Source organism: Vibrio sp. SS-MA-C1-2, assembly GCF_021513135.1.
Taxonomy (GTDB): Bacteria; Pseudomonadota; Gammaproteobacteria; order Enterobacterales; family Vibrionaceae.
Genome location: NZ_CP090980.1, coordinates 33,476 through 58,783, shown reverse-complemented (window position 1 = coordinate 58,783; position 25,308 = coordinate 33,476). Strand labels below are relative to the sequence as shown.

31 protein-coding genes are annotated in these 25,308 nt (G+C 36.2%); 19 read left to right on the top strand and 12 right to left on the bottom strand.

The window, feature by feature from the left end:
- Window positions 1-4 precede the first annotated feature (4 nt).
- Window positions 5-226: an EexN family lipoprotein gene (locus tag L0B53_RS00305; RefSeq protein WP_235059326.1), complete on the top strand. Its 222-nt coding sequence runs from the start codon at window positions 5-7 to the stop codon at window positions 224-226.
- Between the two features lie 21 nt (window positions 227-247).
- Window positions 248-1,222 carry a type IV secretion system protein gene (locus L0B53_RS00300; protein ID WP_235059325.1) on the top strand — a complete coding sequence of 325 codons (975 nt, stop codon included), beginning with the start codon at window positions 248-250 and terminating at the stop codon, window positions 1,220-1,222.
- A gap of 2 nt (window positions 1,223-1,224) precedes the next feature.
- Here L0B53_RS00300 and L0B53_RS00295 read toward each other — a convergent pair whose 3' ends face one another.
- Entirely contained in the window at window positions 1,225-1,644 is a 420-nt protein-coding gene (locus tag L0B53_RS00295; protein ID WP_235059324.1) for a hypothetical protein, read from the bottom strand.
- Between the two features lie 85 nt (window positions 1,645-1,729).
- On the opposite strand from L0B53_RS00295, the gene L0B53_RS00290 reads away from it, so the two are divergent.
- Genes L0B53_RS00290 through L0B53_RS00245 form a run of 10 tightly spaced genes read left to right on the top strand, consistent with a single transcriptional unit; the run spans window position 1,730 to window position 11,202 of the window.
- The gene (locus tag L0B53_RS00290) at window positions 1,730-1,870 is read left to right on the top strand and encodes a hypothetical protein (protein WP_235059323.1); all 141 of its coding nucleotides are present in this window, start codon (window positions 1,730-1,732) and stop codon (window positions 1,868-1,870) included.
- An 8-nt stretch (window positions 1,871-1,878) separates the two neighbouring features.
- A complete protein-coding gene (locus L0B53_RS00285; protein ID WP_235059322.1) occupies window positions 1,879-2,637 on the top strand; it encodes a virB8 family protein in 759 nt (252 codons plus the stop codon).
- Between the two features lie 43 nt (window positions 2,638-2,680).
- The gene (locus L0B53_RS00280) at window positions 2,681-3,451 is read left to right on the top strand and encodes a TrbG/VirB9 family P-type conjugative transfer protein (RefSeq protein WP_235059321.1); all 771 of its coding nucleotides are present in this window, start codon (window positions 2,681-2,683) and stop codon (window positions 3,449-3,451) included.
- Window positions 3,444-4,649, top strand: a complete 1,206-nt coding sequence (locus L0B53_RS00275) for a TrbI/VirB10 family protein (protein ID WP_235059320.1) — start codon at window positions 3,444-3,446, stop codon at window positions 4,647-4,649. The genes L0B53_RS00280 and L0B53_RS00275 overlap by 8 nt, the downstream gene beginning before the upstream one ends.
- Before the next feature lie 36 nt (window positions 4,650-4,685).
- Entirely contained in the window at window positions 4,686-5,195 is a 510-nt protein-coding gene (locus L0B53_RS00270) for a DUF2726 domain-containing protein (protein WP_235059319.1), read from the top strand.
- A 46-nt stretch (window positions 5,196-5,241) separates the two neighbouring features.
- Entirely contained in the window at window positions 5,242-6,258 is a 1,017-nt protein-coding gene (gene virB11 / locus L0B53_RS00265; protein ID WP_235059318.1) for a P-type DNA transfer ATPase VirB11, read from the top strand.
- Window positions 6,259-6,304: 46 nt separating this feature from the next.
- Window positions 6,305-8,068 carry a type IV secretory system conjugative DNA transfer family protein gene (locus L0B53_RS00260; protein WP_235059317.1) on the top strand — a complete coding sequence of 588 codons (1,764 nt, stop codon included), beginning with the start codon at window positions 6,305-6,307 and terminating at the stop codon, window positions 8,066-8,068.
- Between the two features lie 41 nt (window positions 8,069-8,109).
- Window positions 8,110-8,541: a conjugal transfer protein gene (locus L0B53_RS00255; protein WP_235059316.1), complete on the top strand. Its 432-nt coding sequence runs from the start codon at window positions 8,110-8,112 to the stop codon at window positions 8,539-8,541.
- Window positions 8,542-8,553: 12 nt separating this feature from the next.
- The gene (locus tag L0B53_RS00250; RefSeq protein WP_235059315.1) at window positions 8,554-10,740 is read left to right on the top strand and encodes a DNA topoisomerase; all 2,187 of its coding nucleotides are present in this window, start codon (window positions 8,554-8,556) and stop codon (window positions 10,738-10,740) included.
- Window positions 10,741-10,767: 27 nt separating this feature from the next.
- On the top strand, window positions 10,768-11,202 hold the full coding sequence (locus L0B53_RS00245; RefSeq protein ID WP_235059314.1) for a hypothetical protein: 435 nt from the start codon (window positions 10,768-10,770) through the stop codon (window positions 11,200-11,202).
- A 60-nt stretch (window positions 11,203-11,262) separates the two neighbouring features.
- Here the strand turns inward: L0B53_RS00245 and L0B53_RS00240 are convergent, their stop codons facing one another.
- The 5 genes from L0B53_RS00240 to mobC all read right to left on the bottom strand — a co-directional run bounded on the left by L0B53_RS00240 (window position 11,263) and on the right by mobC (window position 15,776).
- A complete protein-coding gene (locus tag L0B53_RS00240) occupies window positions 11,263-11,760 on the bottom strand; it encodes a GNAT family N-acetyltransferase (protein ID WP_235059313.1) in 498 nt (165 codons plus the stop codon).
- Window positions 11,757-12,029: a DUF1778 domain-containing protein gene (locus tag L0B53_RS00235; RefSeq protein ID WP_235059312.1), complete on the bottom strand. Its 273-nt coding sequence runs from the start codon at window positions 12,027-12,029 to the stop codon at window positions 11,757-11,759. Before L0B53_RS00235 ends, L0B53_RS00240 begins: the two co-directional genes overlap by 4 nt.
- Window positions 12,030-12,131: 102 nt before the next feature.
- Window positions 12,132-13,052, bottom strand: a complete 921-nt coding sequence (locus L0B53_RS00230) for a hypothetical protein (RefSeq protein ID WP_235059311.1) — start codon at window positions 13,050-13,052, stop codon at window positions 12,132-12,134.
- Window positions 13,052-15,301, bottom strand: a complete 2,250-nt coding sequence (locus L0B53_RS00225; protein ID WP_235059310.1) for an LPD7 domain-containing protein — start codon at window positions 15,299-15,301, stop codon at window positions 13,052-13,054. Before L0B53_RS00225 ends, L0B53_RS00230 begins: the two co-directional genes overlap by 1 nt.
- A gap of 121 nt (window positions 15,302-15,422) precedes the next feature.
- Complete coding sequence (gene mobC, locus L0B53_RS00220; RefSeq protein WP_235059309.1) at window positions 15,423-15,776, bottom strand: plasmid mobilization relaxosome protein MobC; 354 nt, start codon at window positions 15,774-15,776, stop codon at window positions 15,423-15,425.
- A gap of 369 nt (window positions 15,777-16,145) precedes the next feature.
- On the opposite strand from mobC, the gene L0B53_RS00215 reads away from it, so the two are divergent.
- The 3 genes from L0B53_RS00215 to L0B53_RS00205 are packed head-to-tail and all read left to right on the top strand — an operon-like array spanning window position 16,146 to window position 17,726.
- On the top strand, window positions 16,146-16,616 hold the full coding sequence (locus tag L0B53_RS00215) for a hypothetical protein (RefSeq protein WP_235059308.1): 471 nt from the start codon (window positions 16,146-16,148) through the stop codon (window positions 16,614-16,616).
- Window positions 16,617-16,618: 2 nt separating this feature from the next.
- Complete coding sequence (stbB, locus tag L0B53_RS00210) at window positions 16,619-17,326, top strand: StbB family protein (protein WP_235059307.1); 708 nt, start codon at window positions 16,619-16,621, stop codon at window positions 17,324-17,326.
- On the top strand, window positions 17,319-17,726 hold the full coding sequence (locus L0B53_RS00205) for a hypothetical protein (RefSeq protein ID WP_235059306.1): 408 nt from the start codon (window positions 17,319-17,321) through the stop codon (window positions 17,724-17,726). Before stbB ends, L0B53_RS00205 begins: the two co-directional genes overlap by 8 nt.
- 120 nt (window positions 17,727-17,846) lie before the next feature.
- Here L0B53_RS00205 and L0B53_RS00200 read toward each other — a convergent pair whose 3' ends face one another.
- The 4 genes from L0B53_RS00200 to L0B53_RS00185 form a co-directional block, all read right to left on the bottom strand.
- Window positions 17,847-18,683, bottom strand: a complete 837-nt coding sequence (locus L0B53_RS00200; RefSeq protein WP_235059305.1) for a cytosine permease — start codon at window positions 18,681-18,683, stop codon at window positions 17,847-17,849.
- Window positions 18,683-19,114 (bottom strand): cytosine permease, encoded by a 432-nt coding sequence (locus L0B53_RS00195; protein WP_235059304.1) that lies wholly within the window; start codon window positions 19,112-19,114, stop codon window positions 18,683-18,685. The genes L0B53_RS00200 and L0B53_RS00195 overlap by 1 nt, the downstream gene beginning before the upstream one ends.
- A gap of 72 nt (window positions 19,115-19,186) precedes the next feature.
- Window positions 19,187-19,861, bottom strand: a complete 675-nt coding sequence (locus tag L0B53_RS00190; protein WP_235059303.1) for an aspartate/glutamate racemase family protein — start codon at window positions 19,859-19,861, stop codon at window positions 19,187-19,189.
- A 5-nt stretch (window positions 19,862-19,866) separates the two neighbouring features.
- On the bottom strand, window positions 19,867-21,000 hold the full coding sequence (locus L0B53_RS00185) for a DUF917 domain-containing protein (protein WP_235059302.1): 1,134 nt from the start codon (window positions 20,998-21,000) through the stop codon (window positions 19,867-19,869).
- 137 nt (window positions 21,001-21,137) lie between these two features.
- Here L0B53_RS00185 and L0B53_RS00180 point away from each other — a divergent pair, with 137 nt between their 5' ends.
- Window positions 21,138-22,136 carry a substrate-binding domain-containing protein gene (locus L0B53_RS00180; RefSeq protein WP_235059301.1) on the top strand — a complete coding sequence of 333 codons (999 nt, stop codon included), beginning with the start codon at window positions 21,138-21,140 and terminating at the stop codon, window positions 22,134-22,136.
- Between the two features lie 8 nt (window positions 22,137-22,144).
- Here L0B53_RS00180 and L0B53_RS19315 read toward each other — a convergent pair whose 3' ends face one another.
- Complete coding sequence (locus L0B53_RS19315) at window positions 22,145-22,270, bottom strand: DNA-binding protein (RefSeq protein WP_260115529.1); 126 nt, start codon at window positions 22,268-22,270, stop codon at window positions 22,145-22,147.
- 280 nt (window positions 22,271-22,550) lie between these two features.
- Between L0B53_RS19315 and L0B53_RS00175 the strand changes: the two genes are divergently transcribed.
- Entirely contained in the window at window positions 22,551-24,014 is a 1,464-nt protein-coding gene (locus L0B53_RS00175) for a putative phage abortive infection protein (RefSeq protein ID WP_235059300.1), read from the top strand.
- 138 nt (window positions 24,015-24,152) lie between these two features.
- Here L0B53_RS00175 and L0B53_RS00170 read toward each other — a convergent pair whose 3' ends face one another.
- Window positions 24,153-24,446, bottom strand: a complete 294-nt coding sequence (locus tag L0B53_RS00170) for a helix-turn-helix domain-containing protein (protein ID WP_235059299.1) — start codon at window positions 24,444-24,446, stop codon at window positions 24,153-24,155.
- A 102-nt stretch (window positions 24,447-24,548) separates the two neighbouring features.
- Between L0B53_RS00170 and L0B53_RS00165 the strand changes: the two genes are divergently transcribed.
- Both L0B53_RS00165 and L0B53_RS00160 read left to right on the top strand, forming a co-directional pair.
- Window positions 24,549-24,770 carry a hypothetical protein gene (locus L0B53_RS00165; RefSeq protein WP_235059298.1) on the top strand — a complete coding sequence of 74 codons (222 nt, stop codon included), beginning with the start codon at window positions 24,549-24,551 and terminating at the stop codon, window positions 24,768-24,770.
- Window positions 24,763-25,095: a hypothetical protein gene (locus L0B53_RS00160; RefSeq protein WP_235059297.1), complete on the top strand. Its 333-nt coding sequence runs from the start codon at window positions 24,763-24,765 to the stop codon at window positions 25,093-25,095. The genes L0B53_RS00165 and L0B53_RS00160 overlap by 8 nt, the downstream gene beginning before the upstream one ends.
- Window positions 25,096-25,308: the final 213 nt, after the last annotated feature.

Genomic DNA, 25,308 nt, shown 5'->3' with positions numbered 1-25,308 from the left:
AACGATGAAAAAAGTGATGATGTTTGGTGTCGTTACGTTAACGATAGGTTTGATCGGGTGTGGAGAGCCTGACTACGAAATTGAATATTATAAAACACATGAGAAGGAGCGATTAGAAAAGCTAAGTTGGTGTAATGAAATAAGAAAGAGAAGATCTACTTACAATTGTAAAAGCGCAATTGGAGCCGAAGCTCAGTTAAGTACAGAAAAACTGTTGGGATTTTAAAATCACGTTTGGAGGTTAGTAATGCTTGAAAGTTTGTTTATATTTATAGATCAAGTTGTTTCTGAAAATATTGCTGATAAAGTTCAAATTTTAGTTTCTACTCTCCTCCCCTTGCTTGGTGCTGCGGTTACTCTCTATATTCTCTATCTTGCTTATCAATCGTTATACGAGCCCCAAAATATGGTAATCATGGAAACGATGAAGCTTATCGGGAGTCTCGCAGCAGTCACAACAATAGCGTTGAATACTGATTTTTATCTGAGTTATGTGGTTCCAGCGTTAATGAACTCGGGAGATGATCTAGCACAAGCATTACTTGGAAATAATTCAGGAGCTGGAGTTTCATTACAAAGTATGTTTGATAAGATGATAAATCAAATTCAATTAATTTGGGAAGGAGCTAAAATTAAAATAGATGTTAGTTGGGGGTCTGTGGAGGGTTTAGATACAATAAAAGACTTTCTTCTACGCATAGTATTGTTACTATTAGTTTTACTTGGGTTTGTTCCATTTTTAGCGGTTGCAACTGCGTATCTTTTGATTGCGAAAATTATGATGAGCTTTTTGATTATTATCGGACCGCTGTTTATCATGATGTCTTTCTTTCCTTCTACCCGATCATTTTTTCAAGCATGGACTGGGCAATGTTTTAATTATACCTTGCTGTGTTTAATGTACCCGATTGCATTTACTATTTTTATTCAAGTTTTAGAAGCAACTGTTTTTTCAGCTCCCATCAGCATGGCTACACACTTAATAACGATAATTATTTTCTTCTCGTTGATTTTGTTGTCTGTTCAAATTCCCTCTTTTTGCAGCACATTAAGTGGGGGGGTTGGTATTTCAGGTTTAGTCGGAGGTGCAATGGGATCTCTTGGTGGTATGCGAAGTGCAGCTAAAGGTGCAGTTGGAGGTGTCAAAGGTGCTAAAGCTGGACTAGCCTATGCGAAAAATAAAATAGGAGGCAGTGGCAAAGGCAGTATTAAACCGGGTTGATTTTAAACTGGCAGACGAGATACGATAAACGCAGTCGCTCCTACTGCTCCCACTAGGATTGAAAATCCCATACCAATCATTACGTTTTTCAAACTATCGATTTTGTTATCGACTTGGTCAATTCGAGTTTCCAAACGTTCGAAGTGTTTATCGACTTGCTCAAATTGCTTATCAACCTGCTCAAATCGTTTATCTACTTGTTCAAATTGCTTATTAACCTGCTCAAATCGTTTGTCTACTTGCTCAAATCGTTTATCGACTTGCTCAAATTGCTGACTGACTTGAACTGAAAGTTCTTTTATACCATCTTTGACATTATCAACACTTTCTTGCGTTGCATAATGCTGCTCATGTCCTCGTCGATGCAGTAGTGCATTTAATACATCAGACTGAGAGAATTCAATTTTTTTCTCATCACTCATTTATCCCCCCTGCTCATCTAAAAGTAAATATGCCTCTATCTTAACAACATTTTATTGCGATAGGCATTTTACCTGGAGAAAAATTATGCAAAAAATATTCATTCTTATTATCGTAACACTATCATTAACCGCTTGTTCATCTTCACCGCCAAAACCGCCTGAACCATCAGGTGAATACTCTGCTGTTAACCCTGCTGAAATTCAACTTTCAGATCTGAAAATTTAGGAGAAATCATGGAGGAATCGTTAGAAAAAGTCCTCGCGTTGAATAAACAAGACGCACAAAAACCGAATCATAAAAAAAACACAAAGAAAGTTGTGGATGCGTACCTTTCGCAAATTAAAGCCTTTGAATCTGATCGCGTTGAAATAGCCAAAAAATCAGCAAAAACCGCTTGGAAACTCGTTAGTGTGTTTGCGGTATTGGCGAGTTTAGCTGTAGCGGCTGTGATTATGATGATGCCTTTAAAGCAAATTGAGCCTTATCTTTTGAAGGTCGATGCCACAGGCTATACCGAAGTTGTTCGCCCTTTATCAGATGCCAATTCTGTTACTTACGGTGAAGTCCTTGATAAGTATTGGCTAAGACGTTTTATTACTGAGCGTAATAGTTATGAATGGGAAACCGTTCAGAACTCATTTAATACCGTAAAGCTGATGAGTGCTCAACATGTCTTTGCTCAATACTCTAACTACATTATGTCGGATACTTCTCCCACCGAGATTTTTGCTGAAAATAACAATATTCATATTGTCATTGATGGGATTACGTTTCTTCCGAAAACATCAAATGAGCAAACCTTAGCGCAAATTCGATTTAGTCGGAAAATCGTTAATCGAGATAATAGCCCCGCGCTCAATTATGTTGATAAGCGTTGGATGGCTACCGTGACGTTTGATTATCTCGCGACTATCAACACTGAAGATGAACGTCATATTAATCCGCTTGGTTTTCGCATCACCTCTTACCGAGAAGATGAGATTTTAGATTAGTGTATACCTTTAATGCTATACATAAAGTATAAGGAGATTTATTGTGTTAAACAGTGCCATTAAGTCACTATTGTTATTGATTTTTGTTTCTTCCTCTGCTCATACTGCTGTCACCCCTACTCCTGATTTCTTTGATAATCGAATCACCATGACAACGTATAATCCATCCGATGTCATGCTTGTTCGTGCTGCTGTTGGAGTAACGACATTAATTCAGTTTGAATCCGGTGAACATATTTCATCATCGAGTTCTGGAATTGGTATTGGTGATAGTGAAGCATGGGGGATTGATGTTCGTGGCCATAATATTTTTTTAAAGCCAATCGCTGCAAGCCCTGAAACTAATTTAATCGTAACAACAAATAAAAACCGTACTTATTCATTTCAATTATCACTGAGTAGAAAACCTCATTACGTTGTGAAGATTGAGTATCCAAAACCCCCTAAGCCTATCATTACAGCCCCTGAAAAAGTGTTGCCTTGTGCCGGCGAGTCTTTGAATTTTGCTTACTCAAAACGAGGAGATATGACGTTATCACCTCGGTATATGTGGGACAACGGGCGCTTTACCTGCTTGAAATTCAGTCAAAACTTAGAACTACCTGTGGCTTATCAAGTCGCCTCTGATGGTCAGGAATCTTTGATTAACTACCATATCGAAAAAGATACGATGATTTTACAAGGTGTTTCGACTTCTTTTCGATTACGTCTAGGTCAACGTATCCTTGGCTTATATTCTGATACGATAATCACTGAAGGGTTTAACGAAAATGCGAGCGGCAGCGATAAAGTGAGAGAGGTTATCGATGAATGATAAAATTTCTCCTGTCACTGAGCACGATCGCAATACCCTCAATATTGATGAAAAAAAATCTACCCATACTAAATCTAAATCGTTGGTCATTGGTCTTTTTACCTTGATTGCATTCGTTGTGATAATCGGTGTTGTTTTTTATCTTTTTACTCGCACTGATGACGTTGTGACAAAAGATATCGTGACAGAAGCTAATCACACTGCGGGCGCTGAACAAAGTATTTTACGTGAAAGCAATACTTACTTTACTAAGCTTAAGGCGCAACGTGAAAAAGAAAAAGCCGCTGAAAAATTACGTAAGGAGAAGGAACTCGCAGAAGCGAATAAAAAAACCAAAGAGCGAGAAATTACGAATATAGATGATAAACCTCAGGTTCAACGAAGTGAAATAAAAGAAAGTGAGCCGCTTCCTCCATTACCACCTCCGCCAGTTGTCAATCGAACCCCGTCACCGTCCTCTTCCACCTCTTCTCAGTCAGAGGTACCGATGACACCGAAGGAAAGAAAAAAAACGGGTTCCGTTTTAGTTGCGTTGGATTCCGCATCCAGTGAACAAGCTTCCTCTCCTGTTATTAATGAGTCAAATTATAATGACACGTTAACAGGTTCTCGTTATCAAGCGGGCAGCGCTTTTGTTCGTCGGTCTAATAACTTTTTATTACTTAATGGCGCCGTGATCCCTTGCGCGATTTACACGCAAATCATTTCTGATTATCAAGGTATTGTCACTTGTCGTGTTACCCAAGATGTTTATAGCTCTAATGGGGCTTCACTTCTCATTGAAAAAGGCTCTTTAGCCATAGGGGAACAAAAAGTCGCCATGGAACCTGGTAAGACTCGGATCTTCACCAATTGGACAACGATTGAAACACCGATGAATATCTCTATTCAAATCGATTCGTTAGGTACTGGTCGTCTCGGTGCAAGTGGGCATGATGCGTGGGTAGATAATCACTACGCACAACGGTTCGGTGGAGCAATCTTACTCAGTTTTGTTGATGATGCCCTTGCAAAATGGAGTGATCAACAAAGCAGTGAGCAGTATGAAAGTTCTTCTGACAATGCGAACGATATGGCATCAAAAGCGTTAGATTCGTCGATTAATATTGTCCCCACGGGTTATTCCTATATCGGTCAAAAGATTAATATTCTTGTTGCACGAAACATCGATATGTCGAGTGTGTATCGCTTTCAATAACGTATCGCTTCAATGATATACATAAGGAGAAATGGAATGAATATCATTTATTTAGTATTGACGATCTTATCTTTAGGCTTTGTGGCTTTTGGTTTGATTTTAAATTCAAGTAAGAAACCGTCACAACAAAATAAGCCACAAAAGAAAAAAAAGGGGGTGATTGGTGGTCAGTTCCGCGCGATTTCACACTTAAATACGAAAACAGAACAACAATTTTTTAATCAACTTTGTGCTCTGTTACCTGATGATTACTACATTGCTTGTAAAGTACGGCTCGCTGATTTGTGCTTACCCTTCGATAAAAAAGATTTCACGTCTTTTAATAAAGTATCCAAAAAGCATGTTGATTTTACCGTTATTCGTAAGAAGACTTCGCAAGTTCAATTTGCTATCGAACTGGATGATAAAAGTCATCAGAGTAAAGCGGCTCGATTACGTGATGATGATAAAAATTACGCCCTCAGTTCCGCAAACATACCGCTTTTTCGCATTAAGCCTAAATTGAGTTATGTGCCAGAAATCAAGAAGCTTGTATCCCAACTTTAATGTGTAGCTTTATTGCTATACATAGCAAAAATGTAAGATTTAGGAGATGCTCTTGAACTTTGATAGCTCGATTACTATTCGTTCGCAACTGACTGCATCAGGCTTGCAATCTATTTTAGATCTCAATGGGTTAACCGAAGTCGCGGTTAACCAACCTTTTGAAGTTTGGTTTGATCGCGGTAATGGATGGGAGAACCTATCACTCCCAAACTTATCTTTTGATTTATGCTTAGATTTAGCCAAATCACTGGCTGTTTATGCTGGCTTAAGTATTCCTATCGGTGAAGATAATCCCGTTGCTTCGGTCATTTTACCCGATGGTGAACGAGGACAGATTGCCGTCCCTCCTGCCACTGAAAAAAATATAGTCAGCATGACATTTAGAAAGCCCTCACTTAATCGATTTACCTTATCGGATTATCAAAATTCAGGTCGATTTGATCAATACAGTGACCTAAGAATGGATGATGTGACACTCACTGAGTTACAACGTCACTTATTAGATCTAAAAGCAAAGGGTGACATGCAAGGTTTCTTTGATGCTGCGGTTAAAGCTAACCAAAACATTTTGCTAGTTGGAGGAACTGGCTCCGGTAAAACAACGGTGATGAAAGCGTTGGTCGATTGCTATCCCACTTCAAAACGTCTTTTCACCATTGAAGATGTTCACGAACTGGACCTACCCAACCACCCTAATCATTTGCACCTTTTTTATAAACAAGGTGGGATCAGGCCAAAAGCATTAATTGAATCTTGCATGCGAATGAAACCCGATCATGTCATGCTTGCCGAGTTACGCGGAGATGAGGCGTGGACGTATTTAGAAATGCTCAACACCGGTCACGAAGGATCAATAACAACGATTCATGCAAATAATTGCCGCAGTGCGCCCGCTCGACTTGCAGGGTTAATTAAACAATCTGAGGTTGGTCAAACTTTGGATATTCAACATATTTTACGCACGATAAATAGCAGTATTGATGTGATTGCTTTCTTTAAACATACTCATCTCACTGAACTTTATTTCGACCCTCACTATAAAAATCAATTACTTAGTCATTAATCACTTATGTATATCATAAATGCTATACACAGGAGGTCTATTTTTTATGGTTAACGCAAAGAAAAAAATAACACTTTGCGCCCTCTTTCTTGGTTGTACCGCTTTGTTTTTCATTATTGGTCAATATGCAGGTGCTGCCCTGTTCTTTAAAATGACGAATCTCTCTTTTAAATATCTTCAATTTACTTCTCTCTATGATTATTGGAGTCAATATCACACCTCATTAGATATTAAGCCCTATTTGCAAGGTGGTATTGCGGTGGCGATTGGCGTCACCTTATTTCCAACATTGATGGGGCTTTTTATTCTCATTGCGATGAAAGATAAAGAAGAGATTCACGGCTCGGCACGTTGGGCGACGGATGTTGAACTGGGTAAATCAGGACTCTTTCCAACGAAAAGAAAAGCGCCCTGTCTATTACTTGGCAAGATGAATAAAGGAAAGTACAAAGGGCGATTTGTTGAATTAGAAGGACAAACGTTTGTCGGTGTTTCAGCCCCAACAGGCTCAGGGAAAGGGGTTGGGATTGTTATACCGAATATGGTGAACTATCCAGATTCCATTGTGAATACTGATATTAAATTAGAAAACTTTTTTAAAACCGCAGGCTTTCGACAAAGCCAAGGGCAAGAGGTCTTTCTCTTTGCGCCGGATGGTTATAACGCCAGTGAAGAGGAGCGCATTAACGGGGTGGTTCGTTCCCACCGTTGGAATGCTTTTCATTATATTCGTCGACTTCCTGAGTATCGTGTCGGTGATATCTTGATCATGTCTAATTCACTTTACCCACTCACGGGTGATGGCAAATCTGATATTTGGCCTGCCAGTTCAGGAAAACTTTTTCTTGGTTTAACGCTCTGGATGTTGGATGCAGAATCGATCTCTAAGCAATCCCCGAGTTTTCCTTACCTTTTATCCTTAGTTGGTGTTGAGGGTGGTCTTTCTGCTTGGATGGCCAGAGAAGTGGATAATGAATATGTCAGTGCAGATTGCCGAAGAGAGTTTAATACCTTTTTATCATTCCCAGATGAAACGCAAGGCTCTATTCTTGCGAACTTCAATGCACCACTGGCGATTTATTCCGATCAAACGGTTGCTAAAGCCGTTAGCGGAAATGATTTTGATTTTAGAGACTTAAGACGTAAAGGAATGACTGTTTATGTTGGCGTTCAGCCGCCGAATAAAACTCGATTCCAAGGTTTACTTAATCTCTTTTTTGAACAGCTCATTAATGAAAATACTCGTGTTATTCCTGAGTTAGATCCCACACTAACCCATCAATGCTTATTGTTACTTGATGAGTTTCCGGCGATTGGACGAGTGAATCAGATCAAAGGGTCAATCGGTTTTACTCGTCAGTATAACGTGAGATACATGCTCATTTATCAAGATAAGAGCCAGCTTGAAGACAAGGCACTGTATGGCAAAGAAGGCGCTGATAACATCATTTCTAATCTCATAGCTGAAGTGATTTATCCACCAAAAAAAGTGAATGCACGAGTAAAAGAGATCTCTGAAACACTTGGTACTAAAACCGTCAAAGTCGAGAGTGAATCTAAATCAACCGGTAAACATCGCAATAAGAGTAAAAGTACCTCTTTACAGAAACGTCCCTTGATCATGCCTCATGAAATTGTCGAGCTTGGCCATGTTCGTCATGCCACTGTCGATATTGGTCTAAAAACACTGATGTTTAAAGAAAATCAACGTTCATTTGTGATGGATAAAATCATTTACTTTGAAGAGAAAGGCTTCAGTGAACGTGTCGATTACTCTAAAAAACATGTCCCTGAAATCCCCTTACTTTGAATGTATAGCTCTAGTGCTATACCTAATTTTGGAGTTTATTTATGAAGATTTATCAGTTATTTATTTGTAGTGTCATCTCCTTCAGTTTGACATTTTTTACTCCCCCTGTGCGAGCAAGTAGTGATGATTGTGCTATTTGGCTCTGTTTGCCAATGGGTTTTCCCAGTGGATGTGGGGATGCTAAAAAAGCATTTAAAAAACGCATTAAAAAGCTTAAGCCTCCCCTCCCCAATTTTTTTAGTTGTGTCAGTCCTGATGCTCCACCCAGCAACATGAGTTCAAACTATCAGCAAAGGGTTGAGTATTGTCGAGAATGGAATTACTCAGATAATAGTAATAATCAGTGGTGCGTTGATAGAGTTAGGATCCCTGCTTATGTTGAAACGTTCCAAGATGGTGAGCAGTTAGGTGAACGATATTACTTTGATCGGGATGGAAATCGTGTTGACAAAAATTACAATTTACTTGATTAAAAAGGATATGTTATGCGACTTTTTATAGCAGAAAAACCTTCTCTTGCAAAAGCCATCTTTGAAGGTTTAGGCGGAGATAAAAACAGTAAAATGCAATCAGGTTATTACACTGTCAAACAAGATAAAGTGACCGCTTGTTTTGGTCATATGCTCGAACTCTTCGATCCTGAAGATTATGATCCCAAGTTAAAAAAATGGGTACTGAAAGATTTACCCATTGCATCCCAATACCCACCTAAATTAAAAGAGAAAGAAGAAGCTAAGCAGCGCCTACATGTCATTTTCAAATTAATCGAAGAAGCAGATGAAATTGTTCATGCCGGCGATCCTGACGACGAAGGGCAACTGTTGATTGATGAAATACTCAATTATGTCGGCAATACCAAACCTGTTAAACGTTTATTGGTCGCCGATCTTAATTTAGCGCCCGTTAAGAAAGCGCTGTTAGCGATGAAAGATAATCAAGATTATATAGCACTTGGACAAAGTGCATTAGCACGCTCAATAGCCGATCAAAGTTTTGGGTATAATTTAACGCGTGCTTGCACGCTGAAAGGTCGAGAAAAAGGCGTAAACAGTGTATTAAATGTCGGACGAGTTCAAAGTGCAGTCCTTGGCTTAATTAATCAACGTACTTTGGTGAATGTAAATCATCAAGAGACTTACTATTACGATATTGAAGCAACGTTTAATTACCAAGGGCGTTTAATCAAAGCGAAGCACAGCCCAAGCGAGCATGATCAAATTGATGAGAAGAAAAGGCTGATTTCTGAATCTAATGCACAATTTATTGTCGATGCCGTAACAGACAATGACGCTTTAATTACCCAAGCTATTACTAAGCCTGAATCTAAAAGCCCTCCACTTCCACTGAATTTATCAACATTACAACAGCTTTGTGCCAAGCAATTTGGTTACAGTGCAGAAGAAACGTTGCAAACTGCACAGTCACTTTATGAAACTCACAAGCTACTCACCTATCCGCGCAGTGATAATCGCTATTTATCTGATGAGCATTACTATCAAAGTAGAGATATCATCGATGCGATACATAAAAATATGTCGGTTGATAATATCAATATCGATACACAGGCATTCAAACATAAAGCGTTTAATGCGGAAAGGATTGAAGCGCATCATGCCATTATCCCCACCGCTCAAACGATTAATTTTAAAACATTATCAGAGCAAGAACGGAACGTATACGAACTTGCCGCACGTTATTTTATTGGCCTGTTTTATTTAGATTCGATCCGAGATAAAACACGCGTTATCTTTTTGAATTCAGATCATCAATTCATTGCAACACAAAGTATTTTAGTCGAGATCGGTTGGGAACAACTTCACTCCGTCGAAAAAGAAAATACGATTGAGTTTGACTTATCGCAATTAAAATTCAATGAAAAAGCAACCTGTGAATACGCTGAGATCAAAAAGAAAAAAACCAAACCACCGAAATACTTCACTGAATCAACTCTTCTTGCTGCCATGACCAAAGCCGCGAGTTTTATAGATGATCCTGATTTAAGAAAAAAGCTAGAAGCCAAGGATAAAGAGAGCAGTGATCGCGGAAGTATCGGAACCGAAGCCACACGTGCCAGTATTTTAGGAAAAATTGCTAACAACGCACATTTAGTCAATATTGAAAAAGAAAAAGGCTATAAAGAAAAAGTGTGGAAAACCACAGAGAACGGTCAAGCTTTTTGCGCATCACTACCAGTGGAAATTACGCAACCCAACATATCCGCCATGTGGACAGAAAAACAAGCTGAAATAAAGCAAGGAACACTAACAGTCCAAGCTTTTATTCGTGATGTTGATAATTATATTCAGTCACAAATAGATCTACTTAATGAACATGGTTTAAACATAACAAGCGATGCGCCTGAATGTCCTCACTGTAAGAAAGCCCTTCTTTTACGTAAAGGTAAATTTGGTCAATTTTGGTCGTGTTCAGGCTACCCTGATTGCAAAAACTCCTATCCAGATAAAAAAGGCCAACCCGATCTCAATCATCAAAAAGCAGAAGTATCCAATGAGTTTTTATGCCCTGTTTGTTCAAAAGGCTTAATTAAACGCAAAGGTAAGAAAAAAAGTACATTTTGGGGTTGCTCAGGGTTTCCAACCTGCAAAACACTGCTTTTTGACCAAGCAGGAAAGCCAAATTATCAACAATTTGAAAAACAAAACAACATATAACTTCAATGCTACATATAAGGCAAGCCCATGAAATCATTCGATATAACCACTGAGTTTAATTTAATATTTGAAGCTGTAGATAGAAACAAACAGATTATTCCAGATTCACGATTAGTTCTTGAGCATAAAGAAAGTATCACGATTATTCGACATGCCGCTTATGACTTCTTTGATACTTCGTTTATTGTCTACAATGACCGAAAAGAAGAACTAAATAGCATTTCTTTTGATGGGCTAGCATGGGATGATTTACGTTATTTAGATACTGAATATAACCAAACAATCATTAGACACTATCAAAATCTCAATATTTCGTCTGTATTTATTGAGTGGTTAGATCGTTATAAAGACTTTCGTTGGAAAATTTATGGTCAATCGGCACAAATAAGTGAGGCAAGACGCATCTATTTATCTGAGTTTATTTCCGATCTTCCTGATATCATCAAAAACTGGGATGAGTGATATTTTTAATTCACTGTTCCATAGATTTTCATATCTTGGTATCAGTTCTTAATATATGACTTAACCTAAGCTCGCCCTCAAATCAGCAATAGTGATAAAAAGCTTATTTTCTGCATCTTGAAATGCTTGGAAGCCATAACGCTCATAAAATTGTTTAGCGCCATCTTTAGCATCAACAATAACAATTGGAAATGCCACACTATCACTCGCAGCTAATAGCTTTTTCAAAGCATCAATAAGAAGCCATTCACCAAAACCTTTACCTTTATATCTATCATCGATAGCAAGACGAGCAATAAGGCCGCCTGAAGTTGAAGGCTGGTGCTTTTTTTGTAACCTTTCTGGTAATGCGTTCAGATCAATTGGTGTCATTGTTAGGGTATAAAAGCCGATAATATGCGAATCATCATAGATATCTTCCAAAACAAACGTTCTGGTATTATCTTTTTTTGCTTGCTGGCTCGCCATTACTTTTAAGTAATTATTGAGAGCCTCGATACCACAATTAAATCGAGTTCTATCATGTTTAACTTTATTAAGAAGAACAGTATTCATCATTGAGATTTTTGTTCGTATAGGTCAGAAGCGGCTTTTAGTTTTGAGTTTTTACGTGCTGGGCGATCTAACGCTTCCATTAGCAACATAGCATCAGCTTGGCTAAGTTTTAGGGTTTGCTCTCGTTCGATAACTTGTTTGGCTTTTTCGATGGCAGCACTTAAAACGAATGAATTAATACTAGACATGCCCGCAATAGCAGCAGCCTTTGTAAGTAGCTCTTGTGTGTCAACATCAACTCTAGCCGTGATGCGAGGTAACGTTGTAGCCATAATAATTTCCCTTTGTGTCAAAAATGTCACATATTATTATGAGCGTAAAATGTACAACTAGCAAGTTTTGTGTCATTTTGGCACAACGATAACAGTGGGGAATTACGCTTTAGCTTGTAGTGGTTGTGTCTTTTTTTCTTCTCGCACAGCCTGCCCTGCTTCATCATACTGCTTAGGAACAGGCTGTGTGCCTTTGGCCTGACTTAGTTCAAGCTTACCTGATTGTATCTGCTCTAATGAGTAATTTTTTAGGAATCGGTCTTTACTCGCAATAGTCGCTAATAACTTTTCAGGTATTTTGTCTGGCGATTGGTCATTAATCGTTAAATGCAATTGTTGATCAGAGGAAGACCAGGTATATTTTGTATTAAAGTTACTTTTGATCGAAAAAGGCGAGTGATCATCTTTAGGAAAAATTTGTTGAGTTCTTAAACCTAATCGAATACCTTCTGCAATTTTTGCTGCCAGTTGCTCCACATGTTCAATTGAAAATGGCTTATCGTGAAAAGAAAACTCACGGTTTAGAACAGGCTTTTTTTCTGCAGTAAAGCAAAAGACCTCTTCCGCTTTGGTCAAGTTAGAAACTAAATCGTACGAACCTTGTAGATTTTCCCACTCTTTCCTTAAAAAAGGCTCGTTTCTGCATTCTATTATTTTATTTAAAATACGGAGCTTTTCGTCTTTAGTACACGTATTTAAACCATAATGGCCTAAGACTTCATGTCTTGCGACAATAAGTGCTTCAACAACACCTGGACTTCTTGTTCTGATTTTCCCTCCATCCTCCATCTCGTTTCCGCTGTCGAATAAGATTGCGGAGGAGGTAAAAACGACGAGTTGTCCTCTAGGATAATAGGCCCCTTGAACTTGTTTGAGTCTTGGGTATTGTTTAACTGCTTCTTGTCCATACAATTCCTCTGCGGTTTCTCTGATTTTAAATTTAAGAGGTAAATTACCGTTACACTCATTCCAAACAATGTTGACGGCTTCATATACCTCATCAATAGTCGCTGTCTTTATCATTATACTGTGGCTTGAATTGATTTGGTTTGCTTTTCTTCTCTGATTGGTTGAGCATTTTCGTCATATGTTTTAGGGATGGGTTGTATCCCTTTTGCTTCACTCAGATCTAATTTACCGGATTGGATATCATTAACAGAATAATTCTTTAAAAAGGCATCACTTTTAACAATGCGGTCTAAAACTTGAGAAGGCATTGCATTAGGTTGTTTATCATTCACTTTAACGTTGAGGTGATCACCTTTATATTGATAAGTGACACTGTAGCTTGATGCCTCTTTCACGTGCATCCTATCTGAAGAATCGACTTTGTTCTGATCTGAAAAGTTAGCTTTTTGCTCTAAGAACTCAGCTTGTAATCTTTTATCTGAAAAAACAACGTTTAAATCTTTCACTACAGCAATATCAATAACTTGTTGTTTAAAGTCTTTATTTCCACTGATTTTAAGTTCACCAAATTTTTCAGCCGCCATTGTTACTGCGGCAGCAACATGATCATCTGATGGTTTTCTCTCATTCAATACAATTTCATGCCCCAAGTCTTTAAAGACACTATATCCGGAATGCTTATCTTTAAATTGAACTTGGCTTTTTTCTACATCCTTAACCGCAACTAAATCACTCATTTTCATTGAAAGCTGCTCTAATAGCTGTTGCTGTTTTTTAACTTGTTCTGTGGTTTTTACAAGACTAATTTCTTCACTACCAGATATTCGGTTTAAATTATCCATAAGTTTTTCCTGCTTTTGTAAATGTTTTAACACCATAATTGATTCATCTAATCTAGCTCGCTTATTTCTATTTGATGATTGCGTGGTATATTGACTAATAAATGTAATGCTATTGATTACTTTATTTTCAAGCTCAGTCTGCTCTTGCTTTTTATGTGATGTATTTAAAATAGCTTTGGTTTCATCCCAGGTGAGATTCATGTATTTAGTACAGAAATCACTGACATTTAACGCTCTAGCTCCTGTCTTTATGCGTGCACTGCCATCTTTAGCTCGAAAACTAAGATAGTCATCAGGTTCAACCCCATGAGCTATTTCTAACGCTTTTAATAAATACTCAGGCTTTAATGTTTGTTTTATATGCTTAAATTGTTGCGCTTCAATCTCTTTAATTTGGGTTTCATTATGGTTATTTAATAACTGTGTTATTACCGTTGTTGGGGTTACTCCTCTTCGCTGTCTGTTATTAGAAGACCGTCGCAATTCGTTATTTCGACCGGTTCGATTGGGCTCCAAATGATCACGTTCATTATTCTGCAATATGCTTTGGCTATTTGATTTTGATTGTCTGTTTCCTCCATCCACATGACGTTGGGACAGACTTGGCAAGCCGTTTCTAATGTCGGTAAATGTTTTTTGGGTAACTGGTTTAAAACGAGACTGTCGACATACTTGCCGTCGCCCCTGTCCAGGATTGATTTGTTTGTCATTGAGATAACACCTCTTTTCATCTTTGGTTAGGTTTTTATAATGTTCTCGCTCTTTAAGTGAAGCAGGATGAATATACTTCATTTCATGGCTACGTCTGCTTGCCCATTCGTTGACTAGCTTCTTTATTTCTTTATCAGTTGGCTTTGGGCATTCAAGCTGCCGATCAACAATATAGTCAGACTTAAAACATGCTTCTTTTAAGCGAATATTTTTACTTTTACCGTGAGGCTTTATTTGCAAATACTCATCAGCTTGGTTCTTCTTTCCAACCGAGACTTGACCATGTTTAGATAATTCCGACTCAAACGCTTCCATCGTGCGGATATTTTTATTATTGATAGTATCGAAGAGTGTTTTTTTAAGCTCTACATTACCTTTTTTGAACGTGTCACCTTTATATCGACTAATAAAATCAGAGTGATTAATAAACCCTTTCCTTTGATTATCATAAGGTGATGATAAATTTAATTTTCGATTGACTGACTCTTGAATCGCATCATGATAATTAATGTTATTGGTATATTTACCAAAAGGGTTAAAGCGTTTACCAGTCACTAAGTTTTCTAAGGGTAAGACAATATGAACATGTGATAAACGCGCTATATTTTCACCCGTTTTTTTATCTTTTATGTTTTTTACTTTCGGTTGATGGATTTCTGCATAAATATTGTATTCATTACAATCATATGCACTCATCACCTTCTCTTTATATAATTCATACGCTTCCGTTACTTTTTCTACAGAAATATCATTTTCTGAGAAACTTAAAGTAATATGAAGGTAATTATTGGGTTTGCGATCTTTAACCAATGACTCTGTTATCTCAATATTTCCATCGATAACAACACGTTCATCTAACTCATCTCGACTAAGTTCTCGCCCCTGCTTATTTCCTAATATAAGGTAATCAATAATTCCTGACTGCCCTGCACTAACTCGCGCTAACATATTGTATAGCCTTAACAAATGAGGATTCAATTGTGATTAATCTATTTAACACCTCCTGATATAACTGCTCAGTCACCACGCCTGATTTGTGATACTTATTAAGTTGCTTAGCAATTTGATTAATATTATTTGCGCTTTTATTAGCAAGAAAAGTGATCTTCTTACTTTCTTCTAATTTTCCTTTATCAATAAAGATTAATTCTGATTTAGTAATAACCACTTTTCTAAATAATGAAGAACGCGTTTGATCGGTATTTAATAGCACCTTTTCAAATGGCTTAAAGTCCTCATTTGATAATCGAAAAGTAATAATATGTTCTTTATTTTCTCTGCTCATAGATGCATTCACAACGTTAAATTCATATTACCAAACTCGTCGAGTTGAAGCCTTTGTTTTTGATCTTGGGGTTAAAGGGGTTTCCCTTTGCACGCCGAAAGCATACCATCGAGGAACGAGATTGTATACTTTCGACAGCGTGCCTATTACCAACTAACCCACTGTTAAATAAGATACTTTCAAGACACAAATCAGACACTTCACAGACATAATTAAAACAGTTATAAGACACTATTCAGACAACTTTCAAATTATCAGACAGTTTTAAGACACTTTATAGCCACTTAACAGACAGAAAAAGCACACTTTAAAGACACTATTAGAACACTGATTAATTTTCATTAATAATATCTCTTAAAGGTTATAAAAATGGATATTAACCGACTTAAAACCCAAATAGGCCAAGATATAAAAAGTAAACACTATAGCTTTAGGTCAATCATCAAACGTCACATTCACATTATTGAGTATTTAGTAAAAAATGAGGGCTTCTCTTATAAATCCATCTTTACTGCTTTAGAACTTCCATCTTATGATTATTTTATTCGCTCAATTAGACACGCTAAAAGTTTAAATGAAGACTCTCACATTCATTTATCGCAAGAAGCTAACGAAACTCAATACAAGGAAGATGACTCAATTAATATAACAAAACCTGTAAAAGATGAAGTGAAATCAACTCACTTCACGAAAGAAGATTGGCAATATGTCGGCATTACATCGGACTATTTAATTAAAAAAATAAATTCATTAAATATTACTCCAGAACAAGTTAAGAGTTGGAAATGTAGTAATGAATTTCAAATAACAAAAAAAGTGACTGAGTACAGAGGAAAATAATTATGTATCTAAAATTAGCTGTATTAAATAATTCAGGGAACGTAGGTAAATCTACAATATGCGAAAACCTACTAAAACCACGATTAGACAATTCAGAAATCATCAAAGTTGAAACCATAAATAACGATGGTACGGATGATAAAAAATATTCATCCAATGAGTTCAGTGAAATATTTCAAGAAATCTACTCCGCTGACTGTTCAATCATCGATGTAGGGGCATCTAATATTGAAGACTTTATGATTAAGATGAAAGAATTCAAAGGAAGCCACGAAGATATTGATTATTTTATCGTTCCCGTAACCCCAACAGAAAAACAACAAATAGACTCAGTGTCGACCATTGAAATGTTGCAAATTATAGGCGTTGATGCTGAAAGGATTAAATTTATTTTCAATCGAGCAAACAAAAAAATACGCATAGAAAAGCAATACTCTACTTTCTTGAATAAGGTTAGCCAAACTGAAATATCCACCAATCGAATATCAACCATCTATGAAACGAATGCTTTTTCAATGTTATCTAAATTAGATACAACATTTAAAACTGTTTTACATGATGATAGAGACTTCAGATGCTTATTGCGAGAAGCAAAAAGCAAAGAAGAACGAATGTCACTTTCAGAAGAACGATCCGTTAAACGGTTGATTGAAGGTATTAATCAAGAATTTGATTTAGCTTTCCAAGCTTTGGAGTTAAGCCATGACTGAAATAGAAGAACTCATTGATGCTAGGCTTAAAATCCTTCTTGCGGATCATTTTGAGTTAGAAGAAATCATTAAACAACTCCCTACATCGTTAAAAAGTGAAATAGATGTATTGAAAGAAGCTCTGAAGGGAGTACCCGAGCAATTTGACCGAGATTACTCGATAAAAATGAATGCTTTACTGAGTCAAACAGATACATTATTAAATACCAGTGAAGCACTCACCGAGAAAATTCGAGCAGTAATGTCCCGTACTGTCGAGCAAGAGATCAACAATAAGATGTTTAAATACCTATTGATTAGCTACAGTAAAGTTTTCACTCTCTGCTTATTCAGTGCATTACTGGGAGGGGGTATATCAGGAACATTCATGTGGTTTTTGTTTCCAGTTATCTTTGAATAAGAAGAATCAAATAAAAATGTTGGTTTTTAAAGAATAAATAAATGCTGAATATGGAACTAGTTGTCATTTAAAAACCCTCTTATGCTACGTTCAATTACAGCTAAAGAGGGTTAATAGTTATTATGCTAATACTGGTTTAACTTGACGTTGCATTAAGTAATAATAACCAAATGATGCTAGAAGAATACTCATTATAGCATCAGGCATAATTGAGTAACCTAACTTCGAGAGAGTGAATGTTACCATTCCAGCAGATAAGAATGAGATCAGTCCAGCTTTGTTATAATCGACAATATCATCACCTTCAACATACTCTTTAGAGTGTTTATCTTTATTTAAAAGATAAAAATCAACTGCCAGCACACCCGCTACAGGAGGTATAAATGTCCCTAAAATTGACAAGAATGCATCAAAGTAATGGTAAATACCCATTCCAGCAATTAACGAACTAATTACACCAATAACTAATGATACCTTCCATTTAGGTAGTTTCTTTAAATTACATATAGCTAATGCTGCAGCATATAAATTACTGTCATTAGAAGTCCATTGAAGCAATAAAATAAAGACTAAAGCATAAGCTCCCATACCAAGAACTGTTACTGCTTGCATAATATTAGCAGTACCTGTAGCCATAATCATCAAAGTACCAGCGACGATAGCTACAAAAAAACAAATCATAGCTAATCCAGATGCAATCGAATTATCTTTACTATTTTTACCATAACGAGAAATATCAGATTGATTAACAGCTCCAACAGCATAACTACCAATAACAATGGTAATACCTGCTCCAATCGATATAGGTTCACTAGGTAAAAGCTCTGCAATTGAAGAAATAGGAACAGAAGAATGAGATAAGTAAGCGCCAGATAGAGAAAATAAATATAAAAATGGGAATGCTAACATACTTAACCATGTTAATCCTTTATACCCAAATATAGCGGTTGTGGTCATTAACAATCCCCCCAAACAGCAGCAATATTTGGAGAGAATACCGTCGAATCTGGAAATAAAATACTTACAGTTTGTCCAAAAAAAGAAGCCTGAAAAGCAAACCAACCAAATAAAGGAATAGCCATGATTAAACTTAAAACTCGCGAGCCTTTCTTGCCTAAACACCGTCGAGTATTAAAAACTGTAGCATAACCAGTTTTAGTGCCTATCGAACCTGCAACATGCATTATTGCCCATAGAGCAAGACAACCAATAAAAGTGACTATAACTGTTTGAAAAAGTGACAAGCTAGGAGCTAAAGCTTGTCCCGTATATAATGTAGACATCGCAACAGCCAATCCAGTAGTTACGACGGTTAAATTGAATAATGTTCGACGAGAATTAGATGGCACTGAACTAACTTCATAATCATACATTTTTTTCTTAGACATAATAATTCCTTCTCTTATGTAATAAATTGCCATATCAAACTTAGATAATTTCAAGTTTGATATGGCCTAGACTCAATATGGAAAATCCTTTTTACTTAATTTATGCTCTCCGAGGGATAATCCTATAGCTAATTGAATTGCTGCTGCAGCAGGATCAATAACTGGAATGCCCAACTTTTCAGATAATATCTTGGTATAACGAGACATTCCTGTACAACCCAATACTATTGCTCCAGCCCCTTCTTTTTTAGCCAGCTCAGCTTGATATAAAATAGCATCAAAAGCAGATTCGCTTTCTAAATCCAATACAGGAACATTAGCCGAAACAATAGAAGTTACACGATTATTCAAACCATACTTTGAAATATTTTCTTTGATTAACAATGTAGTTTTATCTAATACAGCGATAATAGAAAAAGTATCAGAAAGCATCATTGCTACTGAATATGATGCTTCACCAGCCGCACATACAGGGATAGAAACTGCATCCTTAACCGCTCTAACGCTAGGATCTGCTGCACAGTCAATAGTGATGGCATCATAACCTTCATTTTCAGCTTTAATGGCTGCCTTTACTAATGGCATCGTTGTTTTTGAAACATCCAATGCCGATTCAATTGACGCAGGTCCATCAGGGCAATTAATAACTTCAATATCGGCAAAGCCTTTACCCATTTCAATTCGAGATGCTCTATTTGCTTCTAAAAAATCAGATGATGCTGCAGGAATAATCACTTTAATCTTCATTCTATTTAACCTTGACGATGCTCAACCGGAATATACTCTTCATCAAATCCAAAATATTTAGGTCCGAGAATATCAATCCCTTTTTGAGTCTTAAAATGCTCTCTTGATGAAATAGCCAAAATAGTGACATCTTGACCAACATAGGAAAGTGGATTTGGAATAGGCTCACCAGTGAGAGTGTCGACCATAACAATCGTATCTGGGCTAGTTACAGCAACCTCATCATTAATCCAACACATATGATGCTCATTTTTGAACCAAAGTTTAGATGTCTTACCTTGGTCTTGACCGACACCTTCTATGGTATAAGTGCCCCAGTAATAACCAATGCGATCCTCATCATCTTTAACCTGAATTGTTCCAGAGAAAATCTTATAGCCATTTGTTGAAGTTAATATTTCTTCAATTGTATTTTTACCTTGTTCATTACATTCTCTAATTAACTTACCTAGCTCATAACACTCCGTCATAGTGTTTCGAACAAGTAATTCCTTTGCTTCTTTCCCTGACAATAAAAATCCAGCTTGCCCTGCTAAGCCATATGCTCCAGCACTAATTAATTTCCCTAATCTTTCAGCAACACGATAATTAGATGCTTTTTTAATTAAACAAACATTATCCCACTCATCTACTGATGTAATAGGTGTAATCGGTTTATCCGCTAAGTAAGGTGTCGTTTGTTGAATCTCAGGAATAGCTCGTCCAGTGTAATCACCATTTACAGCAACTTTCCCTAAAGCTTGAGCAGCCGCAATAGCTGCTGGAGCATTAGCACCAGCTAATTCAATAGGAATAATTGCATCAATTTTCACACCGGTATACTCTTCAAGCTCTTCAATTGCCTTAAGCATTCTTGCTTTTTCATTATTAATTGACGCAGTAAAGCCAAAACCTTCCATTTCGTTCTTTGTTTCATCTGAATGAGGAGAAATAGATCCCATTAAAAATGGACACGCGGTAATAGCATCATCAGCGATACTATCAATATCTTCTAATATAATGTCACGGCCAGCATCAAGCTCACTCATAAATGAAGCAATACCATTTTTTGGTAAACCACCACCTCCAGTAGCAAAAAATGTTAAACCTCTGACTAGATCTCTTACTTCTTGTTCTGTTTTTAATATTAATTGAGTCATTTAATAATCCTTTATATATCTATAATGTTTTGACTTAATTAAATCTAAAGTAAACAACAACCTCTAAGTTTGAACTGGATCACAAACATTACACAAGCCTTCATGTAACTTACAGTTGTGACATAAATGGAGTTTATATGAAAAAAAATGTAACGATAAAGGATTTATCGATCAAAACCGGTTATTCAACAGCCACAATTTCTAGATTTCTAAATAATAAAGAACCCATTAGCGATAAGGCGAAAAGAGTCATATCTCAAGAAGTTGAAAACATGGGCTTTACTATAGAAGGAAATAAGCGTTTAAAGTTAAATACAAATAAACAGTATATTGGCGTAATTGTAAGCGATATAGACAACCCATTTTACTCAAAAATAATAAAATCAGTCGCAAAGATCGCCCAACAAAAAAACATACACTTAATAACAAAAGAAGGTGGTTTTACAGCAGAAAGTGAATATGATGCGATTTCTGATTTGCTAGCAATAAATTGTACTAATATTGTGCTCTATAGTAAGTTCTTAAGTGATCATCAACTGACAGAAATATTACAAAACAATCAAAATATAATATTAATTTGCAAACATTTAGCTAAATTCACGAAACAATCCATTTGGCTAGATAGTTTTCATGGAACTTATCTAGCGACAAAAAATTTGATCCTGAAGAATCATAAAGATATTATTTTTATTAATTCAAACCTAGAAATTAATGAAAGTAGGAGCAAAAAAAATGGTTATTTAAAAGCCATGCAAGAATTTAATCTTAAACACAAAGTGTATACTCTCATAGAGAGTAACACTCCCATAGTTGCATGCACTCAATTAATAACGAACATTTATCAACAAAAACATGAAATCTCCGCAATGGTATTTTTTAATGATATTTATGCGGCAAGTGCAATCAACACGTTAAAAAATAGAGGAGTTGCTATCCCTCTTGATGTATCTATTATCGGGTTCGATGATGTGATGGATCAGTGCTACTTTTCGCCAACATTAACAACAATAAAATATCCAATAGAAGAGATGGCAGAGTCTGCAGCACAATTAGCTCTTGATAGACAGACTTTAAACATCAAGCACTGTTTTTTTCCAATTCTTATTCAGAGAGAGTCAGTAAGTCATCTAGAATAGATAAATCTTTACGAACCAAGTGCAGAGACAAACACCATTGGATCACTCTCTCGCAAGCACTGCTGCAAAAATTCATTGATCTCTTCTTGCGTCTCCATATAGTCAAATGGATTAAAATCAGTTGGTTTCATCATCGCACCTCAACGTCGCTAAAATATCCATTGCTGCTTGTATATCTCTTGACAAGATGATAACTAACAGCACACATAAAGAAAATGGTCTTAAAGTACTTTTAATATTAATGACTACTGACCTTAGATCAATTTGATAACAATTAACCCATGTATATTATTACTGTAGATTTAGGTTCACGCGCTACAACCATCACAAATTTAAAAGAAATAGCTTTATATCTTTGAAATGATAGCTATTTATAACTAACATATAGTTTATAGATTTAACATTGAGAATGAAATGACAGAAAAAGATGCTTCACTCCCTGCCAAACCTAATAATCAATGGTTGTTATATTGGATATTAATGCCATTACTTACAATAATGTTAGTTTTACCATTTACTCTCACTATTCTTGCCTATTTAAATCAAGGGGTCTTTGACTTCCTCGCTGGTTTATTTTTATCCATTAATTCCCCTATACCATTAAGTGACAAAGTAAACATTTCAAATGTCTTTTCTAACTTAATAACACCTACTTTAACTTTTTTATCTGTCATTGGATTGAGTGTTACAATTATTATCCAAAGTAAAGAATTAAGAAAAACTTCTGAGGCTAATCAACAACAAGCAGATGCTCTAAAAAGCCAAGCAGAAAACTTCAATAATCAACTAAATGAATCCAAAAGGGTTGCGGAACAACAAAGATTTGAATCAACATTCAACTTAATGCTTGAGCAACATAATACACTATTAACAAAAATTACAATACCTCAACTTGAGACCAATGATAAATTAAGCAATAACTCTCCAGTAGATAAAACAATAATTAATCTTAAAGAATCATCTTTACATTTTAAATTCAGACTTGAACGTTTAAATGAAAATGAAGATATTAAAAGATATTATATCGTTTTATACCAAATATTAAAATTAATTGATAATACAAGATCTGTAGACCAACAATTTTATGCAAGTATTATTCGTTCATTTTTGCCAAATAATGTTTTACACCTTATAGCTATAAACGCCGTACAGCAAAAAGAAGACTCATCCTTTCAACACCCAATGATAGTCGCTTACAAATTTCCAATTTATAAAGAACTAATAGAACGATATAAGATACTCGAACACCTTAATTTACTTATTAAACAAAGTTCATTTCCAAATAAGAATGATATGAGCATTATAAGCATTAACTATCAACCGAATGCATTCGGAGATAACATCAATCGATCCATCTTCATTCAAAAAACTATCAATGATATTGAAAGAATTATTTCAATATTAAATAAAGAAATAAAATACTTGGATTTTACTTCTACACGTTTAAGCAACTTTATTGTTGAATTAAATAACAACGCAGATACAAATTTAAAAGACTGTATAGATAGAGATCTCTCCTTAAACCCTATATACACACATGATAACAACTACAATAAAACGTTAAGTGACATAGAGTCCTTTTATTCATATCGTAAGAAATACAATGATAGTAACAAAGATGATTTTATTATTATGACGGGATCCTTAGCTTTATTAATATCAAAAAACAGTGATGTTGGAGAGGAGTTTAGGAAATCCCCAATTTCTTACTTAAATAAAAATAGAGAAAGGATAAAGAAGACTCTAATAAAAGAGATCAATATTAATTATAGTAAAGTAATTGAAAAGATAAACCGAACCCTATCTGACAAGAGAACTGAAATACAAAATAATAAAAAAACCTTAGAGGCTTTAGAGAGCATATATAAGAATAGGTGAAGTAAAACTTAGTAAATAACCTCTTGAAGCATTAAATGAATATCATAACTATTATTTATAATTAAAAAATGCGCTAGGCTCACACACACTAGCGCACTCCTCTCTTCCACCAGCGATAAAACTTCCGCCTAAACAGAACTAAGCTTTCTTGGCCTCCACTGGCGCGATAATCCCGCATTGCGCTTGAATCGAAAAGGCAGGACAAACTTGACCGGCCTCAGGAGCGACTTCTCCCGTCATTAACCACAAAGTATATTTCTTAAATCTGAGATGATTCGTAAGTTTTATTAAATTCACTTCATTGACTGTTCTACGTTCATTTTCATAACTACGCAAAGAATCTATCGATATATCAACAAGTTGACTAAACTCCGTTTGACTTAAACCTTCCGAAATTCTTATTGATTTTATTTTCTTCCCCAAACTCATCATTGACACCACATGTACGAACGTAATAGATTAATAGTATGTACTTTCGTACACCATCAAATGACTCGAAATAACCCGAAATCAAACTCTTAAGGATATCACGATATGACCGCAACCGTTCAGACTGTTAAGAAATTCTGTGAAGAGACAGGGATCAGCCATAAACAAGTCATACATCGTATGAATATTGGTGATATCCCAGAAGTAGAACGTGTCAATCGACGAGGAACAAGGTTAATCAATAAGTTAGCTTTCGATCGCCTTGTTGAAAATAATGAGTTCTATTTGAGAGATCTAGTCAGTGATAAGGACTTAAACCATGTCTAACCCACTATTGCCATTAAGAATTTTTAAGAATTCTTCATTTGCCTTGCCGATGCAACTCAGCAATAATTCTCCTGTTGCAGCAAAATCTGTAACCGAGATTGACCTCTCGTACTGTATGGAAGAGGCATGTGATGCCGGCTTAACGTCGGTTTTTTATTGCATGAAATCAGTGATCCAATTGTTCAAATCGAATAATGGTGAACTGGACGGGAGCACATTTGTGCGCCGCAGCCTCCTCCGCGGTAAGGTCAATCTTGTTCAGTTCGCCACCTTTAGTTTGACCTCTGAAAGTGGTGATAACACTATGAGGAGGACATATGATTAACTTCATCCCAATACCGAACCTGCGGCATTCACAGCCCATATTCGGAAACGCAATACCTCAAATTATCGACTTTTCTTCTAAAATTACCACCTTCACTCAACACAAATATACAGTCTCAAAAACGATACACATTACTCCCTTTTTCTCTCGCAATACTCTCTTATTTTTAAGACATTTCAAACACACATTTCACCATTCAAAGCATGGAGGCAC